14 protein-coding genes and 1 pseudogene are annotated in these 20,065 nt (G+C 60.8%); 8 read left to right on the top strand and 7 right to left on the bottom strand.

Going from position 1 to position 20,065, the window contains the following annotated elements; genetic code table 11:
* Window positions 1-150 precede the first annotated feature (150 nt).
* Window positions 151-2,901: a response regulator gene (locus tag FBY12_RS25140; protein ID WP_145256918.1), complete on the bottom strand. Its 2,751-nt coding sequence runs from the start codon at window positions 2,899-2,901 to the stop codon at window positions 151-153.
* A gap of 214 nt (window positions 2,902-3,115) precedes the next feature.
* On the opposite strand from FBY12_RS25140, the gene FBY12_RS25135 reads away from it, so the two are divergent.
* From FBY12_RS25135 to FBY12_RS25100, 8 genes and pseudogenes are all read left to right on the top strand, one after another.
* The gene (locus FBY12_RS25135; RefSeq protein ID WP_145256915.1) at window positions 3,116-3,838 is read left to right on the top strand and encodes a response regulator transcription factor; all 723 of its coding nucleotides are present in this window, start codon (window positions 3,116-3,118) and stop codon (window positions 3,836-3,838) included.
* Window positions 3,825-5,249 (top strand): sensor histidine kinase, encoded by a 1,425-nt coding sequence (locus FBY12_RS25130; protein ID WP_145256912.1) that lies wholly within the window; start codon window positions 3,825-3,827, stop codon window positions 5,247-5,249. Before FBY12_RS25135 ends, FBY12_RS25130 begins: the two co-directional genes overlap by 14 nt.
* A gap of 180 nt (window positions 5,250-5,429) precedes the next feature.
* Window positions 5,430-6,064: pseudogene (locus FBY12_RS25125) on the top strand (PDDEXK nuclease domain-containing protein); the annotation flags it as partial.
* A gap of 124 nt (window positions 6,065-6,188) precedes the next feature.
* Window positions 6,189-7,091, top strand: a complete 903-nt coding sequence (cysM, locus tag FBY12_RS25120) for a cysteine synthase CysM (RefSeq protein WP_145256909.1) — start codon at window positions 6,189-6,191, stop codon at window positions 7,089-7,091.
* The gene (rlmD, locus tag FBY12_RS25115; protein ID WP_145256906.1) at window positions 7,091-8,443 is read left to right on the top strand and encodes a 23S rRNA (uracil(1939)-C(5))-methyltransferase RlmD; all 1,353 of its coding nucleotides are present in this window, start codon (window positions 7,091-7,093) and stop codon (window positions 8,441-8,443) included. The genes cysM and rlmD overlap by 1 nt, the downstream gene beginning before the upstream one ends.
* 123 nt (window positions 8,444-8,566) lie before the next feature.
* The gene (gene relA / locus FBY12_RS25110) at window positions 8,567-10,810 is read left to right on the top strand and encodes a GTP diphosphokinase (RefSeq protein WP_092279156.1); all 2,244 of its coding nucleotides are present in this window, start codon (window positions 8,567-8,569) and stop codon (window positions 10,808-10,810) included.
* A 128-nt stretch (window positions 10,811-10,938) separates the two neighbouring features.
* Complete coding sequence (mazG, locus tag FBY12_RS25105) at window positions 10,939-11,772, top strand: nucleoside triphosphate pyrophosphohydrolase (RefSeq protein WP_145256903.1); 834 nt, start codon at window positions 10,939-10,941, stop codon at window positions 11,770-11,772.
* 28 nt (window positions 11,773-11,800) lie between these two features.
* Window positions 11,801-12,343 carry a DUF2058 domain-containing protein gene (locus FBY12_RS25100; RefSeq protein WP_092279160.1) on the top strand — a complete coding sequence of 181 codons (543 nt, stop codon included), beginning with the start codon at window positions 11,801-11,803 and terminating at the stop codon, window positions 12,341-12,343.
* A 103-nt stretch (window positions 12,344-12,446) separates the two neighbouring features.
* Here FBY12_RS25100 and FBY12_RS25095 read toward each other — a convergent pair whose 3' ends face one another.
* The 6 genes from FBY12_RS25095 to FBY12_RS25070 form a co-directional block, all read right to left on the bottom strand.
* Window positions 12,447-12,635 carry a hypothetical protein gene (locus tag FBY12_RS25095; protein ID WP_045061768.1) on the bottom strand — a complete coding sequence of 63 codons (189 nt, stop codon included), beginning with the start codon at window positions 12,633-12,635 and terminating at the stop codon, window positions 12,447-12,449.
* 417 nt (window positions 12,636-13,052) lie between these two features.
* Complete coding sequence (gene fabB / locus FBY12_RS25090) at window positions 13,053-14,273, bottom strand: beta-ketoacyl-ACP synthase I (protein WP_121731897.1); 1,221 nt, start codon at window positions 14,271-14,273, stop codon at window positions 13,053-13,055.
* A gap of 11 nt (window positions 14,274-14,284) precedes the next feature.
* The gene (gene fabA, locus FBY12_RS25085; protein WP_042560484.1) at window positions 14,285-14,800 is read right to left on the bottom strand and encodes a 3-hydroxyacyl-[acyl-carrier-protein] dehydratase FabA; all 516 of its coding nucleotides are present in this window, start codon (window positions 14,798-14,800) and stop codon (window positions 14,285-14,287) included.
* A gap of 248 nt (window positions 14,801-15,048) precedes the next feature.
* Entirely contained in the window at window positions 15,049-16,953 is a 1,905-nt protein-coding gene (locus tag FBY12_RS25080) for an ATP-binding protein (protein WP_145256900.1), read from the bottom strand.
* Window positions 16,950-17,879 (bottom strand): ABC transporter substrate-binding protein, encoded by a 930-nt coding sequence (locus FBY12_RS25075; protein ID WP_145256897.1) that lies wholly within the window; start codon window positions 17,877-17,879, stop codon window positions 16,950-16,952. The genes FBY12_RS25080 and FBY12_RS25075 overlap by 4 nt, the downstream gene beginning before the upstream one ends.
* Window positions 17,880-20,003, bottom strand: a complete 2,124-nt coding sequence (locus FBY12_RS25070; protein ID WP_145256894.1) for a TonB-dependent siderophore receptor — start codon at window positions 20,001-20,003, stop codon at window positions 17,880-17,882.
* Window positions 20,004-20,065 lie beyond the last annotated feature (62 nt).

Below are 20,065 nucleotides of genomic sequence, written 5' to 3'. Positions count from 1 at the left end.
CTATCAGGTAAACCGCATATAGCGGATTGACGACTGCTGCGCAGCCGAACGCAGCCTCGCAGGCTCGGCAGCTGCTACAAAAAACTGATCGTAGCGTTTTGGGGATTTAAGGATCCTGGCATTTTGCGGATTCTGCCGTGTTGCCCTGGATCACGCGCTGATGCGTGCCTGCATCGCCAGCCGGTTGATCGAGCGCTCCAGTTCTTCGAGGGCAGCGGTGGCTTTCGGGTCCTGTTGCTTGAGCAAGGTCTCGCTACGCTGACACGCCGCCCGCAGTTGCGGAACGCCGCAATAACGCGTGGCGCCGTGCAGGCGATGCACGCGTTCGATCAACGCATTCTGGTCGTTCGCCTCGCGGGCCACGCGAATTGCCTCGCGATCAGCTTCCAGCGAGGCCAGCAGCATCGCCAACATGTCCGCCGCCAGATCAGCCTTGCCCGCAGCCAGACGCAAACCTTCTTCGTGATCGAGCACCAGCAATTCGCTGCCGCCATGGCTGTCGCTGGAGCGCTCCGGCCCCTGATTGCGCAGGGCCAGCCCGGTCCATTTCAACACCACTTGCGCCAGTTGCCGCTCGCTGATCGGTTTGGTCAGGTAGTCGTCCATGCCGCTTTGCAGCAGCGCGCGTTTTTCGTTGGCCATCGCATGAGCGGTGAGGGCGACGATTGGCAGCGGCGTGCAATGCCGCTCACTTTCCCACTGGCGAATCGCTTCGGTGCTCTGGCGCCCATCCATGCCGGGCATTTGCACGTCCATCAGCACCAGATCGAAGGTTTCGCTCTGCACCGCTTTCACTGCGGCGTAACCGCTCTCGACCGCGAGCACTTTCGCGCCCATGTCTTCGAGCAGGGTTTGCACCAGCAACAAATTCGCCGGATTGTCGTCGACGCACAGCACTTTCGGGGCGCGGCTGGACACCGGTTCGCCGGGCTCGCTGCGCTGCTGGCGCGGGTTGACCAGATCGGCCAGCGCCCGACGCAACTTGCGCGTGCACGCCGGTTTCGCCTGCAACTGACTGTGCGGGTTGGGCACCGAGAGATGGAACAGCGTCTGCTCGGTGGTCGGGCACAGCACCAGCACTTTGCAGCCGAGGTGTTCGAGGTCCCAGATGTGCTGGTTGAGGCGCTCCGGCGGCATGTCGTTGCTGGTGATGCCGAGCACCGCCAGATCGATCGCCTGATCGGTTTGATGCGCGCCAGTGACGCCATTGGTCAAACTTTCCAGAGTATTGAACGGCGTGACTTCGAGGCCGCAATCTTCCAATTGATGCTGCAACGCCTGGCGCGCCAGTTCGTGATTTTCCAGCACCGCCACGCGGCGCCCGAGCAAGGGCGGGCCGGGCAGATCTTCGGCATCGTCGCGGGTTTTTGGCAGGCTCAGGCTGATCCAGAACTCCGAGCCTTCGCCCGGCGTGCTTTCGACGCCGATTTCGCCGCCCATCTGTTCGATCAAACGCTTGGAAATCACCAGCCCCAGCCCGGTGCCACCCGGTTGCCGCGAGAGTGAATTGTCAGCCTGACTGAACGCCTGGAACAGCGCGCGCACGTCCTGATTCGACAGGCCAATGCCGGTGTCCTGAATACTGATGCGCAGTTGCACGCTGTCGTCGTGTTCTTCTTCGAGCATGGCGCGGGCGACGATCGTGCCTTCGCGGGTGAACTTGATCGCGTTGCTCACCAGGTTAGTCAGAATCTGCTTGAGCCGCAGCGGGTCGCCGATCAGCGACAGCGGCGTGTCGCGATACACCAGACTGACCAATTCCAGCTGTTTGGCGTGGGCGGCGGGGGCAAGGATGGTCAACGTGTCCTGCAGCAGATCGCGCAGGTTGAACGGAATATTGTCGAGCACCAGTTTGCCGGCCTCGATTTTCGAGAAGTCGAGAATCTCGTTGATGATCCCCAGCAGGCTGTCGGCGGATTTTTCGATAGTGCCCAGATAATCGAGCTGGCGCGGGGTCAGTTCACTTTTTTGCAGCAGATGAGTGAAGCCGAGAATGCCGTTCAGTGGCGTGCGGATTTCATGGCTCATGTTGGCGAGGAACTCGGATTTGATCCGGCTCGCTTCCAGTGCTTCCTTGCGCGCCAGATCCAGCTCGATGTTCTGGATTTCGATGGTTTCCAGATTCTGCCGCACGTCTTCGGTGGCCTGATCGACGCTGTGTTGCAATTCTTCCTGCGCGTTTTGCAGGGTGCCGGCCATGCGGTTGATGCCGGACGCCAGCTCATCCAGTTCCTGGCTGCCGAGCGGCGGCAAGCGCGTTTCCAGGTGACCGTCCTTGAGTTGCGCCACCGCCAGTTTGATCTGGCTGATCGGCCGGTTGATCGTGCGGCCCATGCGCAACGCCAGCAGCGCCGCGCCGGCCAGCCCGGCGCCGATCAACAGCAGGCTGGCGAACAGGCTGCGGTAACCGCGCAGCAGCATGCCGTTGTGCGTGAGTTCAAGTTCGACCCAGCCGAGCAGGCGTTCCGACTCGTCGGGAATCAGCTCGCCGGCGAAATTACGGTGCTTGCCGAACACCGGCAGCAAGTAGCGGGTGGCGTCATTGCCGCTGCGCCGGAGCATGTGCGCACCGTTGCCGATCGGCGCGGCGTTGAGCATGGTCGGCCCGGCGTGGGCCAGCGGCGTGCGGTCGGGCGCGAGGAAAGTCACGGCGCGCACGTCGGTCTGTTCCAGCGACAGGGTGGCGATGCGCTCAAGCAATTCGGTGTTCTGGTGGCCCATGGCCGGGGCTACCAGCGGCGCCAGTTGCTCGGCGATCATCTCGCCGCGCTGCATCAATTGGGTTTGCAGGTCCGATTGCTGCGTCCAGGTGAAATAGCCGCCCAGAACCAATGCCATCAGGCTGGTCGGCAGCAAGGTCAGCAACAGCACGCGGCCTTTAATTCCCAGTTTCTTGAGCACGCATTTCTCCTGCATCCCGCTATTTATTGGACCCGCGCGTGCATCCGGCACGCACCACTTGCGCAGTGTAGCGATTTGCTTGCGGGCAATCTTCGTAAATTGATGTCGTCATTCGTCGGTTGGATCGGCGCTTTCGCCCGCCCGGCAAACCTTGGGTTGCCCCTGACGAGGCAATCTTGAATAATCGCCAACTGAGAATTATTTGCAGATACTCATGAATCCCATCAATGCCGTTCTCCCTCGCATCCTCTCTATAGAAGACGACCTCGTGCTCGGCGCGTACGTCCACGAACACTTGGGCCGTTGCGGTTTTCAGGTGACCTGGTGCCAGAACGGTCAGGAAGGTCTGGCGATTGCGCGCGGTCAGCCGTTTGATGTGGTGTTGATGGACATTCTGCTGCCGGGCCTCGATGGCTTGAACGTGCTGACACAGTTTCGCCAGAGCCATTCGACGCCGGTGGTGCTGATGTCGGCATTGGGCGCCGAGGCCGATCGCATCAGCGGTTTTCGCCTCGGCGCCGACGATTACCTGCCCAAACCGTTCAGCATGGCCGAGCTGCGCGTGCGCATCGAAGCCATCCTGCGCCGCGTGGCGCTCGACCGTCGGCCCGAGCCGCCAGCGCCGGTCAGTCCCGTGCACAGTTTGTTGTTCGACGACGATCAGTGCGAAGTCTTCTACCGTGAGCAGCCCGCCAGCCTGACGCGCAGCGAATACCGACTGCTGGAAACGCTCAATCGCAACAACGATGAAGTGCTGAGCAAAGCCTTCCTTTATCAGCACGTGCTGCAACGCGGTTATGCCGCCCACGACCGCAGCCTCGATATGCACATCAGCCAGATCCGCCGCAAACTCAAGGCGATCGGCTACACCGAGCGCGAAGTGCGTACCGTCTGGGGCAAAGGTTATGTGTTGAGCGCCATCGATGAAATGGTCTGACCTGCCGGGCCGGCACTCGCTGTTCTGGAAACTCGCCTGTCTGCTAGTGGCGTTTTGTCTGCTGATGATCTGGCTGAGCTGGTCCTGGGGCCGCTACATGGAGGAGCGCAACCAGTTTCTCTCCGATGACGCCCGAGGCACGTTGACCCGCTATGCCGCCGAAGCCGAACGGGCGTGGCATCAGGGCCAGCGCAGCGGAGTCGATGTCTGGCTGCAAGGCATGCGCCAACGCGAAAAAGGCTGGGTCGGGGTGATTGGCGGCGACTTGCAATCGCTGAGCACGCAGCCGCTGACCGACAAGGACATCGAGCGCCTGACCTTCCTGCGCGGCCTCGATTGGCCGATCCACAAGAAAAACCTGCCGTGGCTGCGCGTGCCGTTTCCCGGTGACCCGCACGCCGGCAATCTGGTGATCGAATTGCCACAGCGTTTCATGCCGGGGCGTTATCAGGTGTTTTGGCGCGTCATCACCAATGGAGTGATTCCCGGGCTGTTTACGTTGCTGCTGTGCGTCGGTTTGTATCGGTTGCTGGTGGTGCCGCTCAACAGCCTGCGCGAACAGGCCAACGCCTGGCGCGCCGACCAGTTGAACGTGCGCTTGTCGAGGCACACCACCAATCGTTCGGATGAGCTGGGCGAACTCGGCCGCGCCTTCGATCACATGGCCGAGCGCCTGCAAAGCACCGTGGCCCTGCAACAACAATTACTGCGCGACCTGTCCCACGAACTGCGCACGCCATTAAGCCGTCTGCGTGTCGCCAGCGAAAGCGCGCAGGGCGTGGCGCAACTGCGCGAACGCATCAGCCGCGAAGTCGATGGCATGCAGCGTCTGGTCGAAGACACCTTGCAACTGGCCTGGCTCGACACCGAACGCTCGCGCCTGCCCGACGAAGCGATTCAGATTCAAGCGCTGTGGGACATGCTCACGGAAAACGCCTGTTACGAAACGGCGTGGCCGGCGCGCCAGTTGCACTGCGCCGTCGACTCCACCTGCTGGGTGCGTGGCCATCTCAACACCTTGGCTCAGGCGCTGGAAAACATCCTGCGCAACGCCATTCGGCACTCGCCGAGCGACGGCGTGATCACCCTCGGTGCACAGCGCGATGGCGACTTTTGGCTGGTGTGGCTGGAAGATCAGGGCGGCGGCGTGGCTGAAGCCGATCTGGAACGCATCTTCTCACCCTTCATCCGCCTCGACGGCTCGCGCCCGGGCGACGGCGGTTTTGGCTTGGGGCTGAGCATCGCGAGGAATGCGGTGCAACGCCAGGGCGGGTCGCTTTGGGCGGAGAATGCCGGCGCGGGGTTGCGTCTGAATATGCGCCTGGTGGCGGATATCGGCGCTGCTGCTGAGGACGTCATCGCGAGCAAGCTAGCTCCCACCGTGGAATTGCGTCGCCCACATATCCTGTAATAACGACGACCCCCTGTAGGAGTGAGCCTGCTCGCGATGAGGCCCTCAAATTCACCGCGCCGCTGAGGTTGCCGGACCATTCCCGTATTCCCGTACGACATTTCCTAAAGGCGTTTACCGGTCCCTTTGCCCTTCCTGGACGGTCTAAGCTCGGGTTCACTTGCCTTCAAGGAATCTGGCATGACCGCGCTCAGCACCGCTGACAACCGTTTCAACGAAGTGCTCGCACTGATTCAGAGTGCCAAACAGCAAGCCGTCCAGGCAGTAAATACTCAACTGATCGAATTGTATTGGCAGGTAGGGGCTTACATCAGTCGCAAGCTGGAAGACGCTGAATGGGGGGATTCGGTGGTCAGTCAGTTGGCTGAACACTTGGCTCGGACTCAGCCAGGATTGCGTGGGTTTACTCGGTCAAACTTGTTTCGGATGTGTCAGTTCTATGAGACTTACCGGGCCGAGGAGAAAGTCGCACCACTGGTGCGACAATTGTCCTGGTCACACAACCTGATTATTTTCAGCCAGAGTAAACGCCCGGAAGAGCGGGAGTTCTACGTACGCATGGCGATCAAGGAGAGGTGGTCAAGGCGTGAGCTTGAACGTCAATTCAAAGCTGCACTATTCGAACGCAGCATCACCCAACCGGTGAAAGTCTCAACGGCATTGAGACAAACTCATCCTTCGGCGCTGGAGATTTTTCGCGATGCGTACATGGTCGAATTTCTCGGCCTCCCCGGCGGTCATGCCGAGACCGACCTCATCAGGGATTGCTCACACGTCTCAAGGAGTTCCTGAGCGAGTTGGGGCGTGACTTCTGTTTGCGGGAAGGGCTGATCCACCCCCTTATTCCCATAAGCCATAAGCACCGCACTTTGCGTGATATGGCCTGCCAACGTTTGCCGGTATGATAGGCGCCCCCGCAGTCTGGATTGCGAATACGCCATGACCTTGCAGTACCCAACCATCGCCGATTGCGTCGGCAACACTCCGCTGGTCCGCTTGCAGCGCCTGTCTGGCGCCACCAGCAATACCCTTTTGCTCAAGCTTGAGGGGAATAACCCGGCGGGTTCGGTCAAGGACCGGCCGGCGCTGTCGATGATTACCCGTGCCGAGTTGCGCGGGCAGATCCATGCCGGCGATACGCTGATTGAAGCGACCTCGGGTAACACCGGGATTGCGCTGGCCATGGCCGCCGCGATCAAGGGTTACAAGATGATCCTGATCATGCCGGACAACTCCAGCGCCGAACGTAAAGCCGCGATGACGGCGTATGGCGCCGAGCTGATTCTGGTGACCCAGGAAGAGGGCATGGAAGGCGCTCGCGACCTCGCCCAGCGGATGGAAGCCGAGGGCCGCGGCAAAGTCCTGGATCAGTTCGCCAACGGCGATAACCCCGAGGCGCACTACACCAGCACCGGCCCGGAAATCTGGCGTCAGACCCAAGGCTCGATCACCCATTTCGTCAGCTCGATGGGCACCACCGGGACGATCATGGGTGTGTCGCGCTACTTGAAAGAGCAAAATCCTGAAGTGCAGATCGTTGGTCTGCAACCGATGGAAGGCTCGGCGATCCCGGGTATTCGTCGCTGGCCGCAGGAATACCTGCCGAAGATCTATCAAGCTGATCGTGTCGACCGCATCGTCGACATGGCGCAAAGCGAGGCCGAGGACGTAACCCGTCGTCTGGCCCGCGAAGAAGGGATCTTCTGCGGCGTGTCCTCGGGCGGCGCCGTGGCAGGGATGTTGCGCCTGTCGAAGGAAGTGGAAAACGCGGTGATCGTTGCGATCATCTGCGACCGTGGCGACCGTTACTTGTCGACCGGCATTTTCGACGCGCCCAACTGATGGCCAAGCAAGAGAGAGGCCTGCGCTTCCAACCCACGGGCGGCAGCAAGGCCCCACAAATCCCGACCGGCAAAAAGCAGCGCTTGAGCATCGAGCGCCTGGCCAATGACGGTCGCGGCATCGCGTTTTTCGAAGGTCGCACCTGGTTCGTCATCGGCGCGTTGGCTGGTGAGGAGGTTGAGGCGCGCGTGCTCAATGCCCACGGCAAAGTGGTCGAGGCACGCACCGAGCGGGTATTCCAGGCCAGCGAACTGCGTCGCCCGGCACCGTGCCCGCACGCCGGTCGTTGCGGTGGTTGCAGCGTGCAACATCTGCCGCACAGCGAGCAGCTTGCGCTGAAACAGCGCATGCTCGCCGAGCAATTGTCCAAGGTCGCCGGGGTCGAACCGCAAGAGTGGGCGGCGCCGCTGAGCGGTCCGGAATTCGCCTACCGTCGTCGCGCCCGCGTGGCGGTGCGCTGGGACATGAAGGCGAAAAAGCTCGAGGTCGGGTTCCGTGCTGCCGGCAGTCAGGACATCGTCGCCATCAGCGAATGTCCGGTGCTGGTACAGCCCTTGCAAACGATCATGACGCGCTTGCCGGAAATGCTTCGGCGCCTGAGCAAACCTCAAGCGCTGGGGCATGTGGAATTGTTCAGTGGTTCTTCGCTGGCGGTGTTGTTGCGGCATATGTCGCCGTTGTCCGACGCCGACCTGACGATTCTCAAGGATTTCTGCGCGTTTCATGAAGCGCAATTGTGGCTGCATGGCGATGGCGAACCGTACCCGGTCGAGGCTGGCCAGACGTTGGGTTATCGCTTGGAGCAGTGGGATTTGGACCTCGCGTATCGGCCAGGGGATTTCATTCAGGTCAACGCCGGGGTCAACGAAGCCATGGTCGCGCAGGCGCTGGAATGGCTGAAGCCGGCGGCGGATGAGCGGGTGCTGGATCTGTTCTGCGGTCTCGGCAATTTTGCCTTGCCGCTGGCCAAAGTCGTCCGTGAAGTGGTCGCGGTCGAAGGTGTGCAGACCATGGTCGAGCGCGCCGCTGCCAACGCTGCCAGTAACAATTTGCATAACACCAAATTTTTTCAGGCCGATTTATCCCAGCCTTTGGCCGATGCCGAATGGGCGCGCGAAGGCTTTTCTGCGGTACTCTTGGACCCACCACGCGACGGTGCTTTCGAGGTGGTGCGCAAGCTCGCATCCCTGGGCGCCAAACGGTTGGTGTACGTGTCGTGCAACCCGGCAACGCTGGCGCGCGACACGGTCGAATTGGTCAAGCAGGGCTACCGGTTAAAACGTGCCGGGATTCTCGATATGTTTCCTCAGACGGCACATGTCGAGGCCATGGCGTTATTTGAAGCGAGCTAGGACGGCTCGTCTGGTCCGACTGGCCGCCCGTGCAGCCGCCGCGCAACCGCCCGGCGCGGGCGCATGGGCAGTGAAGGTCAGCGATTTGACGCATTGAACTGCGTCGTAGGGAAGGTAAGCAAGATGGTACAGGTGAGAGCACACCAGCCGATCAACACCGACGGCAGTATCAATCTCGAGGCTTGGCTCGATCATGCGGTCAGTGTCGATCTGGCACTGGATCGCGAAGCCTTGAAGGAAGCGTGCGAGTTCGCGCGCATGTCCGAACAACAGGCCAATGCGGCAAAAAACCTCTGGTCCGAGGGGACCTCAAGTTTTCGCACCGGTCTTGAGATCGCCGAGATTCTCGCCGACCTCAAACTCGATCAGGATTCGTTGGTGGCGGCGGTCCTGTACCGCGGCGTGCGCGAAGGCCAGATCGAACTGCCGGCAGTCAGCCAGCGCTTCGGCCCGGTGGTCGCCAAGCTGATTGACGGCGTGTTGCGCATGGCGGCCATCAGCGCCAGCCTGAGCCCGCGTCAATCGCTGGTGCTGGGCACCCAGGGCCAAGTCGAAAACCTGCGCAAAATGCTCGTGGCGATGGTCGATGACGTGCGCGTTGCGCTGATCAAACTGGCCGAACGCACCTGCGCGATTCGTGCGGTGAAAACCGCCGACGACGAAAAGCGCAATCGCGTTGCCCGTGAAGTCTTCGACATCTATGCACCGCTGGCCCACCGTCTCGGCATCGGCCACATCAAATGGGAACTGGAGGATTTGTCCTTCCGTTACCTCGAGCCCGACCAATACAAACAGATTGCCAAGTTGCTGCACGAGCGGCGGCTGGATCGCGAGCGCTTTATCGGCGACGTGATGAACCAGCTGCGCAACGAATTGACCGCCACCGGCGTCGATGCCGACATCAGTGGCCGGGCGAAACACATTTATTCGATCTGGCGCAAAATGCAGCGCAAAGGTCTGGAATTCAGCCAAATCTACGACGTGCGGGCCGTGCGCGTGCTGGTCCCGGAAATGCGCGACTGCTACACCGCGCTCGGCATCGTCCACACCTTGTGGCGACACATCCCGAAAGAATTCGACGACTACATCGCCAACCCGAAAGAGAACGGCTACCGCTCGCTGCACACGGCGGTCATCGGCCCGGAAGGCAAGGTGCTGGAAGTGCAGATCCGCACGCACTCCATGCACGAGGAAGCCGAACTCGGGGTTTGCGCGCACTGGCGCTATAAAGGCACCGACGTCAAATCCGGCTCCAACCACTACGAAGAGAAGATTTCCTGGCTGCGTCAGGTCCTCGAGTGGCACGAAGAGCTGGGCGATATCGGCGGTCTGGCCGATCAATTGCGCGTCGATATCGAGCCGGATCGGGTGTACATCTTTACCCCCGACGGCCACGCCATCGACTTGCCGAAAGGCTCGACGCCGCTGGACTTTGCCTACCGCGTGCACACCGAAATCGGTCACAACTGCCGTGGCGCCAAGATCAACGGGCGCATTGTGCCGCTCAACTACAGCCTGCAAACCGGTGAGCAGGTCGAGATCATCACCAGCAAGCACGGGACGCCGAGTCGCGACTGGCTGAACTCGAACCTTGGTTACGTCACCACCTCGCGAGCGCGGGCAAAGATCGTTCACTGGTTCAAATTGCAGGCCCGTGACCAGAACGTCGCGGCCGGCAAAACCTTGCTCGAACGCGAACTGACGCGTCTCGGCTTGCCTGCGGTGGATTTCGACAAGTTGGCCGAAAAAGCCAACATGAAAACCGCCGAAGACATGTTCGCCGCCCTCGGAGCCGGCGATTTGCGCCTGGCGCAACTGGTGAATCTGGCGCAGCAACTGGTCGAGCCGGAACGCGGCAACGAACAGTTGGAGCTGATCCCGCGCAAAGCCACCGGTTACAAACCGGGCAAGCGTGGCGACATCCAGATTCAGGGCGTCGGCAACCTGATGACGCAAATGGCCGGCTGCTGCCAGCCGTTGCCGGGCGACGCGATTGTCGGTTACATCACCCAGGGCCGTGGCGTGAGCATTCACCGCCAGGATTGCGCCTCGGTGCTGCAACTCGGCGGGCGCGAGCCGGAGCGGATCATCCAGGTCAGCTGGGGCCCGGTGCCGGTGCTCACCTATCCGGTGGACATCATCATCCGCGCCTACGACCGTTCCGGCCTGCTGCGTGACGTTTCGCAAGTGCTGCTCAACGAGCGGATCAACGTGCTGGCGGTCAACACCCGCTCGAACAAAGAGGACAACACTGCGTTGATGTCCCTGACCATCGAGATTCCGGGGCTGGACGCGTTGGGCCGATTGCTCGGGCGGATTTCGCAGTTGCCGAACATCATCGAAACCCGGCGTAACCGCACCCCGTGAAGCGGTCCCTTGTAGGAGCGAGGCTTGCCCGCGAAGGCGCCATACCTGACACACCGCCTTCGCGGGCAAGCCTCGCTCCTACAGGTTTCCGGTTGCCCGATACACCGCGTTGCCGCAGAGATTGATTGATGTATTCACTTGAAGATTTACTGCACCTGATGAACCGCCTGCGCGACCCGCAGTTCGGCTGCCCGTGGGACATCAAGCAGACTTACGCGAGCATCGTCCCGCACACCCTGGAAGAAGCCTACGAAGTCGCCGACGCCATCGAGCGTGGCGACTTTGATCACTTGCAAGGTGAACTGGGCGATTTGTTGTTTCAGGTGGTCTATTACAGCCAACTGGCCCGGGAAGAAGGGCGCTTCGAATTCGCCGGCGTGGTCGACAGCATCACCCGCAAGCTGATTCGCCGACATCCCCACGTGTTCCCGACCGGCGATCTGTATGCGCCGCTGGACGTGCCGCGCCTGAACGAAGAACAGGTCAAACAGCGCTGGGAACAGATCAAGGCTGAGGAGCGCGCCGAGAAATCGTCGGCGCCGGAGCAATTGTCCTTGCTCGATGACGTGCCCGCCGCGCTGCCAGCCTTGTCCCGATCCGCCAAATTGCAGAAGCGCGCCGGGCAGGTCGGTTTCGACTGGCCGCACGCCTTGCCGGTGCTGGACAAGGTCCGCGAAGAGCTCGATGAAGTGCTCGAAGCGATGGCCGACAACGACTCGGCAGCGATTGCCGATGAAGTCGGGGACTTGCTGTTTTCAGTGGTCAATCTGGCGCGGCACCTCAAGGTCGATCCGGAAACCGCGCTGCGCGGCGCCAATGGCAAATTCGAAAGGCGCTTCCGTTTTATCGAACAGGCATTGCGCGACACCCACCGTCCCATAGAAGATTGCACCCTCGAAGAGTTGGACGCCCTGTGGGGCGAAGCCAAACGTCAGGAAAAGAATTTGCCCAGCTGCGGTTGAGCAGTTGCCTAAGTGAGAAATAAGCACCATGAGCATTTCCCTTCGCGACCAGTTGCTCAAAGCAGGGCTGGTCAACCAAAAGCAGGCCAAACAGGTCGGCAAAGACAAGCAGAAACAGCAACGCCTGGCCCACAAAGGGCAGATTGAACTCGATGATTCGCAGCAGCGCGCGGCTCAGGAAGCGAAGGCCGAAAAGGTCAAGCGCGATCAGGAGCTGAACCGCCAGCAACAGGAAAAGGTCGAGGCCAAGGCCCGCGCCGCGCAGGTCAAGCAACTGATCGAGGCGTCGCGCCTGCCGAAGCTGACCACCGAGGATTACTACAACTTCGTCGACGACAAGAAGGTCAAGCGCCTGTGCGTCAACACGCTGATGCGCAACAAGCTCAGCAACGGTTCGCTGGCGATCGTGCATCACGCCGGCGGCTACGAAGTGATTCCGCGTGAGGCGGCGCTGAAGATCCAGGAGCGCGATCCGCAGCGCATCGTGCAGATGAACGTCAAGACTGAAGAAGTCGCGGCTGAGGATGATCCGTACGCGGCTTATCAGATTCCTGATGATCTGATGTGGTAAGGCTTGCTGTGTCGAGTCGATAAAAGGCTCGCGACAACGACGAACCCCGCCAATGGCGGGGTTCGTCGTTTTCAATGCTGTGATTGCCAAATGCTTCGCGGTGTCAGGCGGAACGTAACTCGCGTTGTTGTTCCAGGGTTTCCAGTTCGGCCTTGTAGTTGTGCGCGTCGGTCTCGGAATGAAACATCCCGACCAGCAAGTCTTGTTGATGCACGTCCCAGATTCGGATACCGGCGGCCACGCCTTCGTGGGACATATGTGAATCGTCGCGTTCAGTTACTTTTACAGTCATCTGCTAGCTCCAATTTCAGTTATCTGCAGCAAAGCGTGTGCAGGCCTCTGTTATATGTTTGGTTAGCTCCCTAAGTAAACGCTTTCGTTTCGCAAAGAATAATTGCGAAAACTGCAAATTCGCTGCAGCCCGCCAAAACCGCGACATTCGGTCGCAGGCGCTTGGGTTTCATGACAAATGTTTCATCTTCGCTCAAGTAAAACCGCCATGCAGGACCTGACGAAAGACCCCTGTGGGAGCGAGCTTGCTCGCGATGAGGGAGTGTCAGTCGTCATCATTGTTGTTTGATACACCGCTATCGCGAGCAAGCTCGCTCCCACAGGTTTTGTGTTGGTAGAGGGGCGGTGTTTTTCCAGGCATAAAAAAACGCCCCGAACCAGTCGGGGCGTTTTTATCTGAAGCGAGCGGCGGCGAGTATTACTTGCCGGCCCAGCGCTTCAATACCAGCGTGGCGTTAGTACCGCCGAAGCCGAAGCTGTTGCTCATCACGGTGTTGATGGTGGCGTCTTCGCGCGTCTTGGTCAGGATCGGCATGTCTGCCACTTCCGGGTCCAGTTCGTCGATGTTGGCGGAGCCCGCCATGAAGTTGCCTTCCATCATCAGCATGCAGTAGATCGCTTCGTGAACGCCGGCGGCGCCCAGGGAGTGACCCGACAGGCTCTTGGTCGAGCTGATGGCCGGAGCCTTCGCGCCGAACACTTCACGCACACCTTTCATTTCCGCGACGTCGCCGACCGGAGTCGAAGTGCCGTGGGTGTTCAGGTAATCGATTGGCGTATCAACGGTGGACATCGCCATCTGCATGCAGCGGATCGCGCCTTCGCCGCTTGGGGCGACCATGTCGTAGCCGTCGGACGTGGCGCCGTAGCCAACGATTTCCGCGTAGATCTTCGCGCCGCGAGCCAAAGCGTGTTCCAGCTCTTCAACCACGACCATGCCGCCACCGCCGGCAATGACAAAACCGTCACGGTCAGCGTCGTAGGCACGGGAAGCTTGTTCCGGGGTGTCGTTACGCTTGCTGGACAGAGCGCCCATGGCGTCGAACAGGAACGATTGGCTCCAATGCTCTTCTTCACCGCCGCCAGCGAACACGATGTCCTGTTTGCCCATCTGGATCTGTTCCATGGCGGTACCGATGCAGTGAGCACTGGTGGCGCAGGCAGAAGCGATGGAGTAGTTCAGGCCCTTGATCTTGAACGGCGTTGCCAGGCAAGCGGAAACGGTGCTGCTCATGGTCCGCGTGACACGGTATGGGCCGACGCGCTTCACGCCTTTCTCGCGCAGGATGTCCAGCGCTTCCATCTGGTTCAGCGTGGAGGCGCCACCGGAACCGGCGATCAGGCCGGTGCGCGGGTTGGAGACTTGCTCATCGGTCAGACCGGAGTCAGTGATGGCGTCTTTCATGGCCAGGTAGGCGTAAGCCGCCGCGTGGCCAACGAAGCGATAAATCTTGCGATCGATCAACTCTTCGAGGGGCAGGTCAATGGAGCCGGAAACCTGGCTACGCAGACCCATTTCGGCATATTCCGGGTTGAACCGGATGCCCGGGCGACTTGCACGCAGGTTAGCGGAGACGGTCTCTTTGTCATTGCCCAGGCACGAAACGATGCCCAGACCAGTGATAACGACGCGGCGCATGCGGATAACCCTTAGAAGTTTTCAGTGGAGGTAAACACGCCGACCCGGAGGCCTTCGGCGGTGTAGATTTCGCGGCCATCGACACTGACCGAACCGTCGGCGATTGCGAGGTTCAGTTTGCCTTTGAGGACGCGCTTGATCTGAATGTTATACGTAACTTTCTTGGCGGTCGGCAGGACCTGACCAAAGAACTTCACTTCGCCCGAACCGAGGGCGCGACCGCGGCCCGGCAGACCTTGCCAGCCGAGGAAGAAACCGACCAGTTGCCACATGGCATCGAGGCCCAGGCAGCCCGGCATCACCGGATCACCTTCGAAGTGACAGGCGAAAAACCACAGGTCTGGAGTGATATCCAGCTCGGCGACCAATTCACCTTTGCCGTACTTGCCACCTTCTTCGCTGATATGGGTGATGCGATCCACCATCAGCATGTTCGGCGCGGGCAGTTGCGCGTTACCTGGGCCGAACAGCTCACCGCGACTGCAGCGCAGCAGGTCTTCCCGAGTAAAGGCGTTTTGTTTGGTCATGCGAGCTCCTCAATAGTCCCGTGCGGCAGGGTGGGGCAAATCTTCCCGACCGATCGAAGCGTTCATGCCTCGAGTCGACAGCCTACTCATAGACTATTGCGTTGTGGTGAAAGTCACAGCGCCAAGGACATGAATGTACACTTGTGCACTGAAATTATTATTCAAGCCCCTTTTCGGGCCTGTTCGGGTGCCTAAGACTGCCGCACTTTCGCCTTTCACGCCAGTCGCAGATAGCCAAAAGGACAGCACTACAGCACCCAACGCTGCAGAATTTGCTGCAGATCAGTGCGTTTGAACGGCTTCGCCAGGTAATCGTTCATACCCGCCGCCAAACAAGTTTCGCGGTCACCCTGCAAGGCGTTGGCGGTGAGCGCGATGATCGGCACGTCGAGGCAGCCGGGCAACTGGCGAATCTGCCGGGTTGCTTCGTAGCCATCGATAATCGGCAGTCGACACTCCATCAGGATCGCTTCGAAAATCAGACTCTCGGCACTGCGCACCGCTTGCTCGCCGTCAGTGGCGACGCTGACGGTGAAACCGAGACTGCGCAACATCGCTTCGATAACCGTCTGGTTCACCGGGTTGTCCTCGACCAGCAGCACATTGCGGCCCTCGCCATGACCATTGCCCGACGGTGCGCGCGGGCTCGGCAACGGCGGCAATGCCTGCTTATAAAGAGCCAGCGGTATTTCCAGGGTAAACACCGAACCGCGGCCTTCCTTGCTCTGCGCGCGCAACGTGCCGCCCATGCGTTCGGCCAGCGTGCGGGCAATCGGCAAGCCCAGCCCGGTGCCGCCGTAACGTCTGGAAATCGAACTGTCGGCCTGCTGGAAAGCGTTGAACATCAACTCCAGGCTCGCCGCCGGAATACCGATGCCGCTGTCGCGCACGGTGCAGGTGAACCACAACAATTCGTGATCCAGCGATTGCCATTGCGCCTCGATGGACACGCGACCGTGCTCGGTAAACTTCAGCGCATTGCCGACCAGGTTGACCAGAATCTGCCGGATCCGCGTCGGATCGCCCTGTACCTGCAACGCGCGCAGGTCTGCGGGGATGGTCAGGTCCAATTCCAGTTTGCGTTGCGCCGCGCTGTGCTGGAACGCCTGCGCGCAACTGCCGATCAGGTCCGCGAGGTTGAACGGGATGTGCTCCAGTTCCAGCTCCGAGCGCTCGATGCGCGAGAAGTCGAGAATATCGTTGATCACTTTCAGCAAATGCTCGGTCGACTCCGAGGCCAGCGCCGCGTATTCGACTTGCTCCTCGGTCATGTCGGTGGTTTCAAGCAACTGCAACATGCCCAGCACGCCGTTCATGGGCGTGCGCAATTCGTGGCTCATCATCGCCAGGAAGTCGGATTTCGCATTGTTGGCTTTCTCCGCTTCTTCACGCGTCTGGATCAACTGCGACATGGCTTGCTGCTGTTCGCGGCTGGCCTGTTCGAGGCCGTCGGCGAGGTTGTTGATGTGTTGCGACAGGGCGCCCAACTCGGTGTCATCGACGATCGGCAGCGGCGTGCTGTAGTCGCCTTGCTGGATCGCCTTGACTGCGTTGCCGATGTCGCGGATCGGTTGCGACAGACTGCCGGCCAAGCGTCGCGCCAGCAGGAAAGTGAAGAGCAAGGCAAACAACGCCAGAATCGCTGCTTTGAACAGAATCTCTTGCTGGCGCTGGCTGAAGGCATCGTTGGACAGACCGACGATCACCCGGCCCAGATAGTCCTCGCTCGGCGCACTGACCGAGGTGCGGGTGTTCTCGAAGAAGTCGTTGTTCAGCGCAATCCGTTGCAGGCGTACCGGCGCCTGAAACACCTCGACCTGCTGCGAACGGTTGTGCGATTCCGACGGTTGCTCGACGTACACCAGAATACGGTCGGCGCTGTCCTGCACTTCGAGGAAGCGCACATTGGGCGTGGCGAGCGTGGCTTTAAGCAGGCTTTCGAGCACATCGTTGTTGCCGGAAATCACCCCGTATTCGGTGGCCGGCGCCAGTTGGTTGGCGATCAGTTGCCCGGTGTGATTGAGTTCCTGGCGCAGGTCCTGAATGCGCACAAACGTGAAGAAACTGATCAGCAGCAAGGTCAGCAAAAGGGCAGGGCCGAGGCTGATGATCTGGGTGCGGGTGTTGATGTCCCAACGGCGTCGGAAGGTCATGGGTGGCGTTCTCCTTCGGCCAACTGGGTTGCGACAGACGCTTCATTCATCTGTTCAATACCTAATGAACGAGCCACTTGCGCATTGCTTAACACTTTGAAGTGCCGGGGGTAGAGCGTGCGTGGCCAACTGGCGGTCGGGCGGTCGAGCAGATCGTCGAGAATCGCCAGCCAGTCATTCTGGTCGCTGTAGCTGCTGGCGAGGCTGCCAGCCTTGACGAAAGCGGCGTTGGGCCCGATCAGCGCCATTTGCCGCGCGTAGCTGCTGAGCAGCAGGTTTTTCGCGGTTTTCGGGTTGTACACATCGGGGTCGTCGAGGCCGAGCAATACGTCGCTGTTTTTCAGCAGGTCCTGCAAAGGGCGGCTGTCGCTGGTGTCGTCCCAGCGTTCGGCGACGATCTCCAGGCCCAGCGGCAGGGCGGCGTGGCGCAGTTCCTTGAGGAGGAATTCGCTGTGGCGGTCATACAAAACGCCGACCCGGCGCGCTTGCGGCAGGATCATCCGGGTCAGGCGCAATTGCCGTTCCAGCGGCGGATCGCTCCATAGCAGACTCAAGTGACTGGGCTGCAGATTGCTCAAGCGTTGCCGCGCTTGCAGGCGGCTGATGCGCAGCACCAGCGTGGCCGGGCCCTGACTTTCCTGCAGACGCCAGTCGAGGCTCGGCGGGTCGAGCAGAATCAAGCGTGTGCCGCTGGGCAAGTTGCCCGGCGCCGGCAGGCTGTCGAGTGCTTGAAAACGCACGTTGTCACTGGGGCGCAAGGCGCTCAGGGCCTGGACGAAAGATTGCACGCCGGGGCTTTCCTCAGCGCCGGTCAGCAGAATTTCCACGGCACTCGCCGACAGGCTGGCAAACAGACCACTGACGACCACGCACAGCACGCCGAGCAGTTGGCCAAAGGTTGGCGTCTTCCGTGACTGAACCCGCATTTAGAACGCCAGCTCCGCGCTGAAATAAAGCACTCGGCGCTCGTCGTAATGGTTGTCGGCGAAGGTCGTCGGCTGATTGTCGAGGCGCTGCTGCAGCACGCCGGCCAGTTCCACGTTGGCCTTGCCCAGGCCGATACGTTTGGCCAGGCGCGCGTCGATCCGTTCGAAGCGGTAGCCGTTCAGCGCGTCGTCACCATAGTAGAAGAGCGCGCTGTTCCAGCCGTGGCCCCAATCGCGCAACCAACCGGCAGAACCGCTGTTGCGCGCGGTTTGCTGTTGGTCCAGCGGGTTGCTCGCCTTGGCATCGACGTAGGCGTAGGTCAGGCGCAGGCGGTCGGCACTGCCGAGGCGCCAGTCGAGTTGCGTTTCGGCGCCGGAGAATCGCGAGGTGTTGGCGTTGCTGGCGATGTATTGGTTGTTGCGCAACGGCTCGCTGATCATCCCGGTGATTTCGTCGTAGAACAGCTTCACATCGATTGCCAACCCCAGCTCGGCGAAGAAGCCGTTGTAGCCCAGTTCCCGCGAGCGCATGCGTTCCTTGTCGAGGTCGCCGGGGCCGCGGGTCTTGACGAAGTAGCGAGCGCTGGACTGGCCGTAGGCGCTGGGCCGCAGGTTGGTCACCTGATAGCTCCAGTTCACGTTGTTTTCGAACATGTTCGGCGAGCGGATTGCTTCCGAATACACCGCGCGCACGCCGTGGCGCGGGTTGATCAGGTAATTCACCGCAACCCGTGGGGTCAGCGAGCTGCCGGTCAATTGCGTGTCTTCAAACATCGCGCCGCCCTGCAGCAGCCAGTGTTCGCTGGCGCGCCACTCGAGTTGGCCGAACGTGCGCCACGTGGTGTCGTCGAGCGTGCCATTGAAGTAGGTCTCGGAATCTGCCCGGTCGTAACGATAGTTCATGCCGCTGACCAGTCGCAGACTATCGGACAGGCTCAAGGTGTCCTGCAATTCGAGGTCGTAACGCGACTCGCGGGTGCTCTGGTCGATGTCGCCGCAGAGGGTTCGGCGGGCGCCGTTTTTCCATTGGTCGAGCACTTGATTGGCCAGCGCCTGCTCGGTGGCGGTGCCGGCCGGTGCGCCGGGGCCGGTGAACATCAGCATGTTGCGCGCGAGACGTTCGGTGTAGTTCGGGTTGATCTGCCACAAGTCGCTCAGCTCAGGACTGAACGACACTTCGGCATCACAGGCGCGCCAGGTCTGCTGACGGTCCCAGTGTTGCGCCGAGCCCTGAACGTACAGGCTGTGATCGGGATTGATGTCGAGGTTCCAGCGCAGCGAGCCGGCGTAATCCTTGGCAATCACGTCGGAATTGTTACCCGCAGCGGTAATCCCCGAGAACACTGGCCGGTAGGTGTAAGGTCGCTGGTTGGCGCCGTCCTTGGCATTCAACTGCACGTCGATGCTCTGGCTGTCGTTGAGCGCCTGGCTGACTGCAAGATTGAAGCGGTCGAGGCGTCGACTGTCGCGGTAGTCGGCGCCATTGCGGTCGCTGTCAAAGCCGTCGTCCTGCTGGCCGGAAAGCGACAGGCGCATATCGCCGCCATCCCAACCGGTGCCTTGGCTGGCGTAGAAATCATTGATGCCGCGCTGGCCTCGGGTGATTTTCAGGCGTGTGCCGTGGCTGTCCGCCGGGTTGCGCGTGATGATGTTGACCACCGCCATCAGCGCGTTGGCGCCGTAGCTGACGGTGTTCGGGCCGCGAAACACTTCGATGCGCTCGATGTCTTCCATGGCCACCGGAATATCGCTCCAGTCCACCGTCGCCAGGCCCGCGCGGTACACCGAGCGGCCATCGATCAACACCTGCATGCGCCGCGCTTCGCTGGCGTTGGTGCCGTGGTAGTTCACCGCCGGCTGATTGCCGTTGATGTTGCCGACCATCATCCCCGGCACCAGCCGCAGCAACTCGCTGATGTCGCGGGCACCGCTGGCGTCGATCAGTTGGCTGTCGATCACCGTCATGCTTCCCGGCACGGCCGCTGGCGACTGCTTGAGCCGCGTGGCGGTGAGCACTTGCGGCAGCGCTTCGCTGTCGAGAAACAGGTCGTCGGCGAGCAAAACCGGGCTGAAGATCAGCGCCAGCAGCAATGACGAGCGAGGTGCAGGAGGACCGAAAAACACGACACAGCCTTGGTAGCGATTAAGTGGCGCGCATGTTAACCGAGGTCGTCGAGTTTTCCAGT

Origin of the sequence: Pseudomonas sp. SJZ131 (assembly GCF_007828705.1) — a bacterium.
Lineage (GTDB): Bacteria > Pseudomonadota > Gammaproteobacteria > Pseudomonadales > Pseudomonadaceae > Aquipseudomonas > Aquipseudomonas prosekii.
This window is presented reverse-complemented; position numbering and strand designations above follow the sequence as displayed.

Bases quoted from the DNA above. Each gene is read 5' to 3' on its own strand.
- fabA (WP_042560484.1), bottom strand. From the start codon at position 14,800: ATGACCAAACAAAACGCCTTTACTCGGGAAGACCTGCTGCGCTGCAGT.
- relA (WP_092279156.1), top strand. From the start codon at position 8,567: ATGGTACAGGTGAGAGCACACCAGCCGATCAACACCGACGGCAGTATC.
- FBY12_RS25135 (WP_145256915.1), top strand. From the start codon at position 3,116: ATGAATCCCATCAATGCCGTTCTCCCTCGCATCCTCTCTATAGAAGAC.
- FBY12_RS25075 (WP_145256897.1), bottom strand. From the start codon at position 17,879: ATGCGGGTTCAGTCACGGAAGACGCCAACCTTTGGCCAACTGCTCGGC.
- rlmD (WP_145256906.1), top strand. From the start codon at position 7,091: ATGGCCAAGCAAGAGAGAGGCCTGCGCTTCCAACCCACGGGCGGCAGC.
- FBY12_RS25100 (WP_092279160.1), top strand. From the start codon at position 11,801: ATGAGCATTTCCCTTCGCGACCAGTTGCTCAAAGCAGGGCTGGTCAAC.
- cysM (WP_145256909.1), top strand. From the start codon at position 6,189: ATGACCTTGCAGTACCCAACCATCGCCGATTGCGTCGGCAACACTCCG.
- FBY12_RS25130 (WP_145256912.1), top strand. From the start codon at position 3,825: ATGAAATGGTCTGACCTGCCGGGCCGGCACTCGCTGTTCTGGAAACTC.
- fabB (WP_121731897.1), bottom strand. From the start codon at position 14,273: ATGCGCCGCGTCGTTATCACTGGTCTGGGCATCGTTTCGTGCCTGGGC.
- mazG (WP_145256903.1), top strand. From the start codon at position 10,939: ATGTATTCACTTGAAGATTTACTGCACCTGATGAACCGCCTGCGCGAC.
- FBY12_RS25080 (WP_145256900.1), bottom strand. From the start codon at position 16,953: ATGACCTTCCGACGCCGTTGGGACATCAACACCCGCACCCAGATCATC.
- FBY12_RS25095 (WP_045061768.1), bottom strand. From the start codon at position 12,635: ATGACTGTAAAAGTAACTGAACGCGACGATTCACATATGTCCCACGAA.